Consider the following 13,659-nt stretch of genomic DNA (forward strand, 5'->3'; position numbering starts at 1 on the left):
TATTGTTTTGTTGCTTTTTAAAACTAGCGAATTGACTTCGCAAATGTTTGCTCTTAACTCTTAGTTAAGAGACCCTACACATTTGATTTGTCGAAAATTTGTTCAGTTTTCAAAGATCTACTTGGTTGCTTTTGACAACTTTTACATCATATCAACCACGTCATGATTTGTCAAGATTTATTTTGAATAAATATTCATTTTGTCTCGCCGTATCAATCAGCTTTATTAATATACCATCTGGTATATCTCATGTCAATACTTTATTTATAATATTCATTGTCGCCTTAACAGCACTTATTTAATATATCAGCTTTCTTTTTCCTGGTCAAGCTTATTTTTAAATATCCTTTAAATTTACAAATAAACAGTAATTTGAGTCCCGCCACCTTTTACATCCTCAACATTAATTTTGCCACCAATCGATGTCACCAATTCCTGCACAATAGCAAGGCCAAGACCATTACCCTCTATTTGTTTATTTCTAGATGGGTCAACCCTGTAGAAACGTTCAAATATTCTCTTTTTATCTTCATTTGAAATACCAATACCTGTATCTGACACTGAAATAAAAATTTTTGACTCTCTTATACCTGCTTGAATTACTACAAAACCTTTATCTAAATTATATTTAACAGCATTTTGTAACAAGTTTTCTATAATAGTTACTATTTTACTTTTATCAAACTCAATAAAAAGATCTTTCTCCATCTTTTTCTCTACTGTTAAATTTTTATTTTTAATTTTGTTACTCAATAACTCTAACTCATGATCTATTACGGCTCCTAAATCGAAAGATGAAATAGCTTCTTCCTTTTTTTTGCCTTTTGCCAATTTCAATATTTCTTGAATCAACGCTTCTAACTTTTCACTTTCATCATAAATAATAGTCAAAAATTTATTAGCTGTTTCAGGATCCACAGGTCCTGCTAACAGCGTTTCCGTGAAACCTTTTATTGCAGTAACTGGTGTTTTTAATTCATGACTAACATTACCAACAAACTCGTTTTGCATTCTTTCAAGCTGCTTCAACTCTGTTATATCATACAAAATAACAATCACTTGAAATTCTAAATTTTCATTTTCAACGTATACAACTGTAACATCTACTACCCTATTGGTATTTTCAATCTCGATTTCGCCCCGTTGTTTTTCCCTCGATTTGATTGTCTTTTCAACTAATCGACTTAATTGATATGTTTTAATATCATCAATATATGAATGTCGCTGATCACGAACATGATGTCCCAAAAAGGTATCCATTGTCTTGTTTGCCATTAAAACTTGTCTCTTATGATCAATTTGCATAATTCCAACTGTTAAATGTTCAATTAAATGCAAATAATTTTTATTTTGAATTTGGTAACGGACATTTCTTTCCTTTTGATAACTTTCAACGCGATTAACCGCTTTTGATAGTTCAAAATTCGGACTATCTGAATCCAATAATACGTGAAAAGAGGTTCCTTGATTTACTAAACTATCTAGTCTACTAGCCATTAATCTTGATTCAGCTTTTAATTTTGATACTATTTTATAAGCTATGAACATCTCAACAAGGCTCAAGACAACTACCCCGCTGACCCCTGTTTTATTGAAAAAGTGCCCCGTTGTACACCATAGTAGTGTCATACCAAATATTGCATTCATCACTACTATTAAGATTGCCATTATACTTTTCATTTTTCGATTCATTTGTTTCCCTCAAATTTATATCCAAATCCGCGAACCGTTTTTAAATATGCTGGTTTTTTTGCATCCACTTCCAATTTTTCACGCAAATGACTGACATGCATATCAATCATCCTCGTTTGTCCTTCATAATCATATCCCCAGACACCACTTAATAATTTTTCACGACTCAAGACACGTCCTGTTCGTTTAACAAAATACACCAAAAGTTCAAATTCTTTTGGCGTCAATGCTACTTTTTCATCATTTTTGTAAACTGAATAATTAGATAAATCAACTTTGAAATCTTTAAATTCTTTAATTTCATTAACATCCTGTTCACTTCCTGATGATTCTTGTTCGGTACGTCTCAAAATAGCTTTAATTCTTGCCACTACCTCTCTTGGACTGAACGGTTTGGTCATATAATCATCTGCACCAATTTCTAAACCAATGATTTTATTCAATTCATCATCTTTAGCCGTCAGAATAATTATTGGTGTCTTTACTTTTTCTTGTCTTAACTTTTTAGTCACCTCAATACCATCGTAACCTGGTAACATTAAATCCAAAATAATAAAATCAAAATTTCGTTCTGTTGCCTTTTTAAACGCACTTGGCCCATCTGTCGCCACTTGGACTTCATAATTTACATTTTCTAAATTGTACGTTAACAATGTAACAATTGCTGGTTCATCATCCACAACTAAAATCTTTTTCATTATTTATTTCCCCCGCTTAGCATTATTTAATTAAGACCAACCCTATTTCATATGGTGAATCTGAAAAAATAGCACTCTCTGTTATTTTTGTATCCCCACTAAACGTTTTAATTTTTAATCGACAATATGTTGGACTACTTTCTAAGGCATTATACAAATCGTCTTCAGTTTTAACATCAATCCCATTACATTGAATGACGACATCGCCCACGTCAACATCCATTTTAGCTGCTGGGGTATTAGGTCGCACTCCTACAATTAAAATACCCTCACCAGATTCCACAAACCATTTTTCTTGTTGATTATCATGACGTTTAACCATGTAGCGACTAACAAGATATGTAATCAATAAAACGATTAACCCGATTTCCCCAATAATTGGTGAAAATACCGATACTATCGTTAAACAAACGCCCAAAAGTGATAAATATAAGTATTGCTTTTTTATCAAATTAAGGGCTATTTTTGGCAATTCTTTATACACTTGCAACGATAATCCAATAATTAATGGCAATATCATCACACCATAATCCGTACCTGCGATATGGATTATAGGCCACCAAGAAAGAGCACTATGGAATTGGTTCCCCGGTATCAAAACAACAAGTGGTACAAGATACAACTCTTTCATTTTAAACGACGATATATTTCGACCTCGTTTCCCAACTTGCGTATTGGGCGACAATTGTCTATTTCTGAATAAATAAAGCGCAGCTCCAGTAATAAACGACATTAGCGTGCCCAACATAAGGATTCCCGTTAAAAACTCTGGCCGAAATTTCTCACGCCCAACTATTATGAAATCAATCGGTTGCAGTTTAGTGGCACTGTATATTAGTCCAGATATTAGAAATAGTGGGAAAATAGTATCAACTAGCGGATACCATAAAAGTCCAAAAACCATTAGAATGGCATAGATAATTACCCAATTAATGGGTACCATGACGCCTAAGCCAAATAGTATTATTGAGCCTACTACTCCAAAAAGCAGTCCTACTTTGATGGCATGACGTCCCTCATAAAAATCGCTATCAACCGCTGTTCTAAATGTCTGTCTCTCTTTTTTTATTCTTTGTATGTAAACAATGTAGATTAATACAATTGTTAACCAGGCCGTTGGTTGCATGAAAAAGGCCCCTACTATTTTAAGTGCTGCCATGAATCCACCCATTTTCTTTAAGATATAGTAATTATAGTATATCATGCTTTATTACGATTCAAAAAGATAATCAAAATAGCAAAAAAGGACTGCTTTCTGCTTTCAGCAGATCTCAGTCCTTCAAAATTTTAATTAAATTTTCAAGAATCGACGCATTGAAACAAATGATCCTAATGCACCAATAATAATACCAATTGACACTAATAAAATATCAATTTCTGCCAAGAAAGTTCCCGGCGTTAATAATCGATAACTGGTTGATGCCAACGAAGCTTGTAATCCGTTGTAAATCCAAATGTACCCAAAATCAACTAAGATAATTGGCATAATTGCTCCTAAAAGACCAGTCCATGCACCTTCAAGTAAGAATGGCCATCTAATAAATCCATTCGTTGCACCAACTAATCGCATAATTCCAATTTCATTTCTACGAGATAAAATTGTGATTCTGATTGTATTAGAAATCAAGAATACCGCAACGAAAAGAAGTAATGCACTAATAATCATACCCCATTTTTGAATACTACCAACTACTTTAAATAGTTTTTTAGCAGATGTTCCACCAAAACTAGCATCATTAACGTAATCTAAAGTTTTAGCACGTTTTGCAATCGTTTCAGTTTGCTTTGGCTGACTTGTTTGAACATCAAATGTATCATACAGAGGATTGTCATCCCCACCAAATAATTTAAATTCACTACCATAACTACCGACTACCTGTTTCAATTGTTCTTTTTTACTTGAGAACGTCACTTTTTTGACTTCAGAATAGCTTTCAAGTTTCTTTTTCAATGCAGCCTGTTCATTTTTCGTTGTTTTACGTTCAACGAACACGCGGACCTGAACATCATTTTCAACATCAGATGCTAATTTGTTCACGTTCATTAAAATTGAAAGTAACACACCAACCAAAATCAATGTCACGGTAACCGCACTAATAGCAGCAACAGACATCCATCCGTTACGACGTAAACTCTTCACACTTTCACTTAAATGACGCTTAATTGTTCTCATTTTCATAACCGTATTTTCCTCCTTCTTCATCTCGGGCAATACGGCCATCTTCGATAGCCAACAAACGATGTGGATATTTGTTCACAATAATACTATTATGAGTTGCCATGATAACAGTTGTTCCTTGTGCGTTAACTTTTTCTAAAATTGCCATAATATCATCTGACGTTTCAGGATCTAAATTCCCCGTTGGTTCATCAGCGATTAAAACTTCCGGCTTATTTGCAACTGCACGTGCAATCGCAATTCTTTGTTGTTCCCCACCAGACAATTCTTCGGGAAATTTATCTGCTTTGTCAGATAAGTCAACAAGTTCCAATACATAATCAACACGTTCTTTAATTTCTGTTGGTTCTTTTTCAATCACTTCTAAAGCATAGGCAATGTTCTCAAAAATGGTTAATCGAGGTAATAACTTGAAATCTTGGAAAACAATTCCTAAATCTCTCCGTAAAAATGGCACTTCTTTTGGTTTCATTGTTTCTAAATGGAATTCATTTACTGTAATTTCACCAGACGTTGCTTTTTCTTCATGATACATCATTTTGATAAATGTCGACTTACCAGCCCCACTAGGGCCAACGACATAGACAAATTCGCCTTGGTCAATTCGAATATTGATATCATTGCTTGCGATAATATCATCGGAATATTGTTTAAATACATTTTTAAATTCTATCAATCGGTGAATCCTCCTATGTTTCTTTTCAGAATGCTTTCATTATAACATGATTATCTTTTCATACATTGCAATAGTCTTACAATTAAATTTCATTTATTAACTTGGATTTTCATTTTTTAGTTTCCATTGTAAATAAGCGTTAATAAACCCATCTAAATCGCCATCCATAACTGCTTGAACATTTCCAGTTTCAAACTCTGAACGGTGATCTTTAACCATAGAATAAGGATGGAACACGTATGATCGAATTTGTGAGCCCCATCCGATATCCATCTGTTCACCCTGAATTGCCGCACGTTCTTTTTCTTTTTCTTCCATTTCAAGTTGATACAACTTAGATTTCATCATACTTTCAGCTGTAGCCCTATTTTGAAATTGTGACCGTTGTGCTTGACTCGATGTTACAATCCCCGTTGGAATATGAATCAATCTCACGGCTGAAGACGTTTTATTAATATGTTGTCCACCAGCACCGGATGATCTGAAAACTTCCATACGAATATCATCTTGATTCAATTCGATTTCAACAGAATCGTCCAATTCTGGCATCACATCAACAGATGCAAATGACGTATGACGGCGTCCAGCAGCATCAAATGGTGAAATACGCACTAATCGATGGACCCCTTTTTCACTTTTAAGATAACCATATGCATTTACCCCTTTAATAAGGAGTGTCACACTCTTCAAGCCAGCCTCATCCCCAGATTGATAATCGACCGTTTCAACGGTTAGACCAATTTTTTCAGCCCATCTCGTATACATTCTGAGTAACATCAATCCCCAGTCTTGAGATTCTGTCCCACCAGCACCTGGATGGATTTCTAAAATAGCATTACGGCTATCGTATGGCTCATTCAATAATAAACGTAACTGATATTTATCAAGTGCCTTTTGCGTTGCGCTAAATAACTCATTAAATTCGGCAAGCATTTCTTCATCATTTTCTTCTTGTAATAATTCAAGCATGACTTGTAATTCTGAGACCTTACTCTCCAAATCATGGAACGAATCATATTTACCTTTCAATTGATTAGTTTCATCAATCATTTTTTGTGCTTCTTCTTGATGATTCCAAAAATCAGGATTAGCCATTCGTTCTTCATTTTCAGAAATTCGTTCATTCAGTGTCTCTAAGTCAAAGAGACCCCCTGAAGTTAGTTATTTGTTGATCCATATCATTAATTTGTTTTCTATAATCGCTTAATTCCATTAATATTCTCCTTAATCTACTAAAAAGAGTCACCTTCAAACTCTATCGAATTCGGAAGTGACTCTTTATTAACATTCTCTTGTTACCTTTTGATTAACGTTTAATATTTTGTCTGATTTCAGCTTTCATGAATAAACGCGTCACTTCAAATTCAATTGTACCAACGACTTCTTCAAACATTCTGAAACCATCTGATTGGTATTCAACTAGTGGGTTCAATTGTCCGTAACCACGTAGTCCAATTGACTGGCGAAGTTGATCCATTGCATCAATATGAGCTGTCCATTTATCATCAACGACACGTAACACAACGACTTTTTCAAATTCAAGCATTTGAGCTGCATCGACTAATTGATCTTCTTTCATCTCATAATTCTTCTCAGCACGGCCTACTAAGTAGGTTTCAATTTCTTTAGCATCCTTACTTTCTAAATCTGCCAATGAAATACTATCTTCATTAACCATTGAAGATACCGCAAAATCTATAATAGCTTGTAAGTTCCATTCGGCTTGGTCACCTTGTGTATGCATTTGAACAATATGATTAATCGTTCGTTGAATCATAGGCATAATAACAGGCTTCAATGTTTTTTCTTCCATGATGACTTGTTGTCTCTGGCTATAAATAACCTCACGTTGTTCACGCATAACATCATCATATTGTAAAACATTTTTACGTGTATCGTAGTTATTACCTTCAACACGTTTTTGAGCAGATTCAACTTGTTTCGTAATCATACGACTTTGGATAACAGCATCATCTTCAGTAATATTCATACGTTCCAAGAAATTCTTGATACGTTCTGAACCAAATCGTAACATTAAATCATCTTCCAAAGAAAGATAGAATTGTGTCATCCCATCATCCCCTTGACGGCCAGCACGGCCACGAAGTTGATTATCAATACGACGAGATTCATGACGTTCTGTCCCAATAACAGCCAACCCACCAATTTCTTTAACGCCAGGTCCTAATTTAATATCAGTCCCACGTCCAGCCATATTTGTCGCAATTGTAACAGCCCCACGTTGTCCGGCATTCAAAATAATCTCAGCTTCACGTTCATGGTTTTTGGCATTTAAAACAGCATGTGGAATTTCAGCTTCATCTAACAGCTGTGCTAATAATTCTGATGTTTCAACCGCAACCGTCCCAATTAACATTGGTTGTCCCGCTTCATGACGCGTCTTAATATCAGCGATAACGGCTTTAAATTTACTTTTCAATGATGGGTACAATAAATCTGCTTTATCATCACGAATAATTGGTTTATTCGTTGGAATTTGAACAACTTCCATATTGTAAATTTCACGGAATTCTTCTTCTTCAGTTTTAGCAGTACCTGTCATACCAGACAATTTCTTGTACATTCTAAAGAAATTTTGATACGTAATGTTAGCCATTGTTTTTGTTTCATCTTCAATTTCAACATGTTCTTTCGCTTCAATTGCTTGATGAACACCATCAGAATAACGACGGCCTTCCATAATACGACCCGTAAATTGATCAACAATCATAACTTCATTATCTTGCACAACATAATCTTTATCACGCAACATTACAAAGTTAGCGCGTAATGCATTATCCAAATGGTGAGTCAAAATGGTGTTATCTGTATCAAATAAATTATCTAAACCAAAATATTTTTCACCTTTACGAATACCTTCTTCGGTTAAAGAAATTGATTTTGATTCAAGATCAATTTTGTAATCCTCTTCTTCAGTCAATGTTTTAGCAAAACGATCGGCACGAACATACATAGCCGTTGTTTTTTCAGCTTGACCAGAAATAATCAAGGGTGTTCTAGCTTCATCAATCAAAATTGAATCAACTTCATCGACAATAACGTAGTTCAAAGGTCGTTGTACCATATCTTCACGGTAAACAACCATGTTATCACGCAAATAATCGAAACCTAATTCACTATTTGTTGAATAAGTGATATCAGCAGCATAAGCTTCACGTTTTTCTTCAGCTGTTTTTGAGTTAATATTCAACCCAACAGTTAAATCCAACCATGAGTATAATTCACCCATCTCGGTTGCATCACGACTTGATAAGTACTCATTAACAGTAACAACATGAACGCCCAAGCCAGAAATTGCATTTAAATACACAGGCATAGTAGCTGTCAAAGTTTTACCTTCACCAGTTTTCATTTCTGCAATATTACCATCATTTAAAACCATTCCACCAATCATTTGAACACGGAATGGATATAAGCCTAATACACGTTTTGCAGCTTCACGTACAACTGCAAATGCTTCAGGCAAAAGGTCATCAAGTGTTTCTCCTTCTTTATATCTTGCTTTAAAAGCAGGTGTTTTAGCTTTCAGTTCATCATCAGATAATGCGGCCATTTCATCGGCCATATTTTCAATAGTATCGGCTATTTTACCCAGTTTACGTAATTCGCGGGTATCACTTTCAACCCATTGTCTTAATACATTTGCCATTTAGCTTTCCCCTTATACGAACACATTTGTTAAATTATTTTTAATTATAATATTATTTTTCATAATATCACTAAATCAACAAATTTTAAACCAAAAATCACAAAAAAGCCCTGAGCAGGCGAACTACCCAAAAGGCTTTCCTTAAAAATCTTAATCTTCCGCTTCAATTAAACCGTAGCGACCATCTTTTCGTTTGTAAACAATATTAGTACCTTCTGTGTCAGCATCTTCATAAATAAAGAAATTATGGCTCAACATATCCATTTGTAAAATAGCTTCTTCACTACTCATTGGTTTCAAAGAAACATGTTTTGTACGAACAACATCAAACATGCTTACTTCGTCGTCATTAGAGTCAGATTCTTCATCAGAAATTTCATTACGAATTTCAATATCTTTAATCCCTTTGCCTCTTGATTGACGATCAATTTTAGTTTTATATTTACGAATTTGACGTTCTAGTTTATCAGTCACAAGATCAACACTTGATAATAAATCTTGTGATGTTTCTTCAGCTCGAAGGACGAGAGAAGGCATTGGTACAGTGACTTCCACTTTGGCTGATTTGTCTGAATAGACTTTTAAATTGACATGTGCCGTTGAATTAGATGTATCAGTAAAATATTTTTCTAATTTAAATAATTTCTTTTCAACGTAATCTCTAGTAACATCTGTAACTTCAACATTTTCACCGCGAATATTGTATTTTAACATAATAAACTCTCCCTTCAATCTATAGCAAGATCTAAAATTTTACTTAAATTTATGACCCTTACCGCTTAATCTAATTATAAGCGAATATGACTAAATATACAAATAATATTCCTCAATAAATCTACTTAATACGCCATTGTAATCGTTAACAGCTTTCATTTAGCTTTTTCATATTTTTATCATAATTAATTTTAAATAAAGCGTTACCTTCTATCTTGCAAGTGTCAGACTTTTAACGCATTTAGCATTTGGCGCCAACAAGGCAATTGCATAAAATAACGTTCGACCGGTCGTATAAATGTCATCAACTACCAATACAACTTTATCTGACAAATCTGGACAATTTGAACTAAGCGCAAAAGGCTGTACTAATTCAAGCCGTTGCTTTCTATTTTTATGTGACTGTCTTTCTTTTACCGTATCATTTCGTTCCAAAAAGTGACTATGCTCAATAGCTAACAGCCCGCAAACCTGATTAAATCCCCGCTTATTTAATGTGCCAGAATCCACTGGTATCACAATAAGATAATCAAAATCAATGGTTGCTAATTTCTTTTTCAATGCGGTTTGAAAAACAGTCCTGAGACGATAATCACCATTAAATTTATAATTTTGCATAAATGCCTTCATGAAATCATTGTAAACATATAAAGCTTGATTTTGAAATTTCAAACCAGGATAAATAAGTTGCCATTTTTTACAATCCACACAAAGTTCTGATGTGGTTTGCTCTCGGCCACACCCTTTACAAGCCGTTTTGCCATCAATTAACTGTAATCGTGTCTGGCATTCACTACAAATTAATTGCTTTTCATAAGGTTTCAGTGACACAAGAAAGGCTAACGTTAATTTCTGACTGAACACATTTTGACAGATTTTACAGTTTTTCATCTATTTAATTTCCTAGCTTTCCCATTCATCGTTTTTATTTGTCCAACTGCTTTCTTAATCGTGACTGTGTAATGGCAACATAAAAAAATAACATCGCCAAACGGTCGATTACCATTGCGTCCAACCCTACCTGCTATCTGAACTAACGCTGCTGTTGAAAAGGTTTTGTCATCAGCACCTAACACAAATACATCCAAGTTAGCAAAGGTCACACCCCGCTCCAAGATTGTTGTTGTAATTAAATACCGTAACTCGCCTGATCTGATGGCCTTAACTTTTTCTAGTCTATCTGGATCTTCAGAATAAACCGTTGCCCCTTTTAAATTAGGAAACTTCTTTTTAAATGCATCAAAAACGGGTTCCAACAGCCAAATTTTTGGCACAAAAATGAGAAACGGATCATCTCGCTGCATCCATTGCGTCATTTTAACTGTCAGTTTTCTTGGCAAACGCCCCTTTTTAAGTTGCTTTTTCCATGATTTTTCAAACTTTATTTTAATTTCAGGTAATAAGTGCCCATGGAATCGCATGGGTAAATAACTCACGGTTAATTGTTTTAACCGAACTTCTTTCAAGAGTGACTCACTGGGCGTTGCGGTTAAAAATAAACTTGCGCCTTTTAGTTTAGTGGCTTGTTTCGTTGCCCGTAATAATAAGTCATTTTGTGCATAAGGAAACGCATCTACTTCATCAACTATCATGACATCAAACGCCTTATGGAATCGTAATAATTGGTGTGTTGTACAAATGACAAGCTGCGTATAATGGTAAGGCTCCGTTGATTTCCCGTGTAATAAACAAATAGCAATATCTTTAAATGCAGCTTGTAAGCGCGGGAATAGCTCAATACACACGTCAACACGTGGTGATGCCAGACAAACACGCTTATTATTCATTAACGCAGCCTCGATACCCGGAAACAACATTTCCGTTTTACCAGCACCCGTCACTGCCCATAGTAAATGTCGTGCCCCTGGGTTTTCAAAAACTTGTTTCACTTCGTTAGCACAAATTTCTTGGCTAGCCGTTAATTGCCCTTTCCACGTCAAGGGTCGTTTCTTATGAGTTGAAAACAAGTTAGGTTCAGGTATAGTATAAAGTGTCGTTGCCGTTGAGATACGACCTAATATCAGACAATAGGGACAATAATACTGATCACCTTGTAATCGATCTGTCACCAAATTCAGTTTTGAGTGGCATCTTTGACAAATTATTTGGTTATTCTCAGTGAAAATGCCTGGATATGCTGTTATTCCTTCTAAATTGCTGTCATCGTCAATTTCCGAATTGGTGACTAGGCGACCATAAAAATCTGCCATTAACATGCGCTTCAATCCCTTCACAAATTTAAATACGCAAAGGAATCATAATAATGTCAAAAAATTATTTAACCATCAAAGAATCTGGTTCAGCCACATTAATTGAAAAAAAATCTGCTTTTATTTGTCGGATTACCAGAATTACAACTGAAAATGAAGCCGTGGCTTTCATTGAATCAGTTAAGAAATTAGAACCTAAGGCCAGACATCACTGTTTTGCGTACACTTTTGGCCTTGAGTCCGAAATTCAACGTCAAAGTGATGACGGCGAGCCCTCTGGAACAGCCGGAACACCAATTCTAGAAGTTATTAAGACCAATCATCTTAAAAATACCTGTATCGTTGTCAGTCGGAAATTTGGTGGGATAAAATTAGGTGCTGGTGGCTTAATTCGGGCTTACAGTAATGCTACTTCACAAGCAATTGAACAAATTGGCATCGTTAAACGTGTTTTACAAACGGAACTCCTTTGTCAAATTGCTTACTCTAATGTTGGAAAATTTGAAAACTATCTTGAGAAAAATAACATTATCATTCAACAAAGTACTTATCTTGAAACTGTTGAATTTACTTTAGCAGTCGATAAAAAGGCGCTGAACACTCTACAAGACCAACTAATTAACCTACTCAGTAATCAGATTACCTTTAAATTAGGTCAAGATTTATACCATGAAATTCCAGCCAACTAAAAAAGGATGCCCCTAATTGGACATCCTTTTTACTAGTTATTTTTTTGAAGTCATTGTTTTAACAATTTTTTTAATCCAATTTAATAACGGCTTTCGTTTGGAACCAACTAATCCAATAGATTCGACGAATAGCTCCAATCCAATTAAGGTCGCAATTGACATTAATATTGACCCCCAAATTGATGAAATGGGGTAAAGTAATGAGATAAACGAAAAAATTAACGCAAGCCCATAAATAACCAACACCGTCTGACGATGCGTTAATCCCATTTGCATCAAGCGATGATGTAAATGATGTTTATCTGCTTGAGAAATTGGTTTTTTATTTAAAATCCGACGTAACATGGCGTAAACTGTATCTGTAATGGGAACCCCTAGTATCAGGACCGGGACAATAATTGAGATGAAAGTAGCATTTTTTAACCCAGATAATGAAAAAACTGATATCATAAATCCAATAAATAACGCACCCGTATCCCCTAAATAGATTCTAGCCGGGAAAAAATTATACGGTAAAAATCCAATCAAAGCGGCAACCAACGTAAACATCATGATAGCAATGTAACTATTTGTATTAACTAAAAAGAAATAGCCCACTAACCCACTTGTAAATAAGGCTATAATTGAAACCCCTGTGGCCAGTCCATCTAACCCATCAATTAAATTAATTGCATTTGTAATAGCCAAAATCCAAATAACCGTAATAGGCAAACTCAACCACCCCAGATTAACAATCCCAAAATAAGGAATCGTCAATGTTGTCATTCGCATATTTGAGAAAAAATACACAATCAAGGCGGCAACTGTAATACCAAACATCTTTTGACGTGGATTTAATTCAAATTTATCATCTAAGACCCCTGTGACAATAATTACCAATTCAGCAATAAATAACGTCACTAACATTTTAATGGGATATTGATTTCGTAAAACAAAAAAGTTCGTAAAACTAAAGGCGATAAAAATAGCTAAACCACCCATTGTGGGCATTGCAACTTTATTTACTCGTCGCTTATTGGGAACATCAACTGCCCCAATTTTAAGTGAAAAAAATCTAACCACTGGCGTTAACAACGCGGAGATAAGCGCTGTTGCGAAAAATGCTACGATAATTGGAAACATGATAGTATC

12 protein-coding genes are annotated in these 13,659 nt (G+C 34.8%); 1 reads left to right on the forward strand and 11 read right to left on the reverse strand.

Annotated elements, in window-relative coordinates:
• Window positions 1–354 precede the first annotated feature (354 nt).
• The 10 genes from ACVQ8P_RS02085 to ACVQ8P_RS02130 all read right to left on the reverse strand — a co-directional run bounded on the left by ACVQ8P_RS02085 (window position 355) and on the right by ACVQ8P_RS02130 (window position 11,845).
• Entirely contained in the window at window positions 355–1,692 is a 1,338-nt protein-coding gene (locus ACVQ8P_RS02085; RefSeq protein WP_462297249.1) for a sensor histidine kinase, read from the reverse strand.
• Complete coding sequence (locus ACVQ8P_RS02090) at window positions 1,689–2,390, reverse strand: response regulator transcription factor (RefSeq protein WP_462297250.1); 702 nt, start codon at window positions 2,388–2,390, stop codon at window positions 1,689–1,691. Before ACVQ8P_RS02090 ends, ACVQ8P_RS02085 begins: the two co-directional genes overlap by 4 nt.
• A gap of 22 nt (window positions 2,391–2,412) precedes the next feature.
• On the reverse strand, window positions 2,413–3,594 hold the full coding sequence (locus ACVQ8P_RS02095) for a PDZ domain-containing protein (RefSeq protein WP_462297251.1): 1,182 nt from the start codon (window positions 3,592–3,594) through the stop codon (window positions 2,413–2,415).
• A gap of 87 nt (window positions 3,595–3,681) precedes the next feature.
• Window positions 3,682–4,569: a permease-like cell division protein FtsX gene (gene ftsX / locus ACVQ8P_RS02100; protein WP_462297252.1), complete on the reverse strand. Its 888-nt coding sequence runs from the start codon at window positions 4,567–4,569 to the stop codon at window positions 3,682–3,684.
• Window positions 4,550–5,245 (reverse strand): cell division ATP-binding protein FtsE, encoded by a 696-nt coding sequence (gene ftsE / locus ACVQ8P_RS02105; protein WP_462297253.1) that lies wholly within the window; start codon window positions 5,243–5,245, stop codon window positions 4,550–4,552. Before ftsE ends, ftsX begins: the two co-directional genes overlap by 20 nt.
• A gap of 96 nt (window positions 5,246–5,341) precedes the next feature.
• A protein-coding gene (gene prfB, locus ACVQ8P_RS02110) for a peptide chain release factor 2 (protein ID WP_462297254.1) occupies window positions 5,342–6,458 on the reverse strand; the annotation gives its coding sequence in 2 pieces (ribosomal slippage) (window positions 5,342–6,385 and window positions 6,387–6,458; 1,116 coding nt in all).
• A 93-nt stretch (window positions 6,459–6,551) separates the two neighbouring features.
• The gene (gene secA / locus ACVQ8P_RS02115) at window positions 6,552–8,915 is read right to left on the reverse strand and encodes a preprotein translocase subunit SecA (RefSeq protein WP_462297255.1); all 2,364 of its coding nucleotides are present in this window, start codon (window positions 8,913–8,915) and stop codon (window positions 6,552–6,554) included.
• Window positions 8,916–9,065: 150 nt separating this feature from the next.
• Entirely contained in the window at window positions 9,066–9,629 is a 564-nt protein-coding gene (hpf, locus tag ACVQ8P_RS02120; protein ID WP_462297256.1) for a ribosome hibernation-promoting factor, HPF/YfiA family, read from the reverse strand.
• 210 nt (window positions 9,630–9,839) lie between these two features.
• Entirely contained in the window at window positions 9,840–10,520 is a 681-nt protein-coding gene (locus tag ACVQ8P_RS02125) for a phosphoribosyltransferase family protein (protein WP_462297257.1), read from the reverse strand.
• Entirely contained in the window at window positions 10,517–11,845 is a 1,329-nt protein-coding gene (locus tag ACVQ8P_RS02130; protein ID WP_462297258.1) for a DEAD/DEAH box helicase, read from the reverse strand. The genes ACVQ8P_RS02125 and ACVQ8P_RS02130 overlap by 4 nt, the downstream gene beginning before the upstream one ends.
• A gap of 47 nt (window positions 11,846–11,892) precedes the next feature.
• Here ACVQ8P_RS02130 and ACVQ8P_RS02135 point away from each other — a divergent pair, with 47 nt between their 5' ends.
• A complete protein-coding gene (locus tag ACVQ8P_RS02135) occupies window positions 11,893–12,528 on the forward strand; it encodes a YigZ family protein (protein WP_462297259.1) in 636 nt (211 codons plus the stop codon).
• A 36-nt stretch (window positions 12,529–12,564) separates the two neighbouring features.
• Here ACVQ8P_RS02135 and ACVQ8P_RS02140 read toward each other — a convergent pair whose 3' ends face one another.
• Window positions 12,565–13,650 carry a glycosyltransferase family 4 protein gene (locus tag ACVQ8P_RS02140; RefSeq protein ID WP_462297260.1) on the reverse strand — a complete coding sequence of 362 codons (1,086 nt, stop codon included), beginning with the start codon at window positions 13,648–13,650 and terminating at the stop codon, window positions 12,565–12,567.
• Between the last annotated feature and the right edge of the window lie 9 nt (window positions 13,651–13,659).

The organism is Dellaglioa sp. BT-FLS60, from assembly GCF_054941065.1.

What these genes read in the sequence shown, in the direction of transcription:
- ACVQ8P_RS02085 (WP_462297249.1), bottom strand. Translation starts at nt 1,692, where the DNA reads ATGAATCGAAAAATGAAAAGTATAATGGCAATCTTAATAGTAGTGATG.
- ACVQ8P_RS02090 (WP_462297250.1), bottom strand. Translation starts at nt 2,390, where the DNA reads ATGAAAAAGATTTTAGTTGTGGATGATGAACCAGCAATTGTTACATTG.
- ACVQ8P_RS02095 (WP_462297251.1), bottom strand. Translation starts at nt 3,594, where the DNA reads ATGATATACTATAATTACTATATCTTAAAGAAAATGGGTGGATTCATG.
- ftsX (WP_462297252.1), bottom strand. Translation starts at nt 4,569, where the DNA reads ATGAAAATGAGAACAATTAAGCGTCATTTAAGTGAAAGTGTGAAGAGT.
- secA (WP_462297255.1), bottom strand. Translation starts at nt 8,915, where the DNA reads ATGGCAAATGTATTAAGACAATGGGTTGAAAGTGATACCCGCGAATTA.
- hpf (WP_462297256.1), bottom strand. Translation starts at nt 9,629, where the DNA reads ATGTTAAAATACAATATTCGCGGTGAAAATGTTGAAGTTACAGATGTT.
- ACVQ8P_RS02125 (WP_462297257.1), bottom strand. Translation starts at nt 10,520, where the DNA reads ATGAAAAACTGTAAAATCTGTCAAAATGTGTTCAGTCAGAAATTAACG.
- ACVQ8P_RS02130 (WP_462297258.1), bottom strand. Translation starts at nt 11,845, where the DNA reads ATGTTAATGGCAGATTTTTATGGTCGCCTAGTCACCAATTCGGAAATT.
- ACVQ8P_RS02135 (WP_462297259.1), top strand. Translation starts at nt 11,893, where the DNA reads ATGTCAAAAAATTATTTAACCATCAAAGAATCTGGTTCAGCCACATTA.
- ACVQ8P_RS02140 (WP_462297260.1), bottom strand. Translation starts at nt 13,650, where the DNA reads ATGTTTCCAATTATCGTAGCATTTTTCGCAACAGCGCTTATCTCCGCG.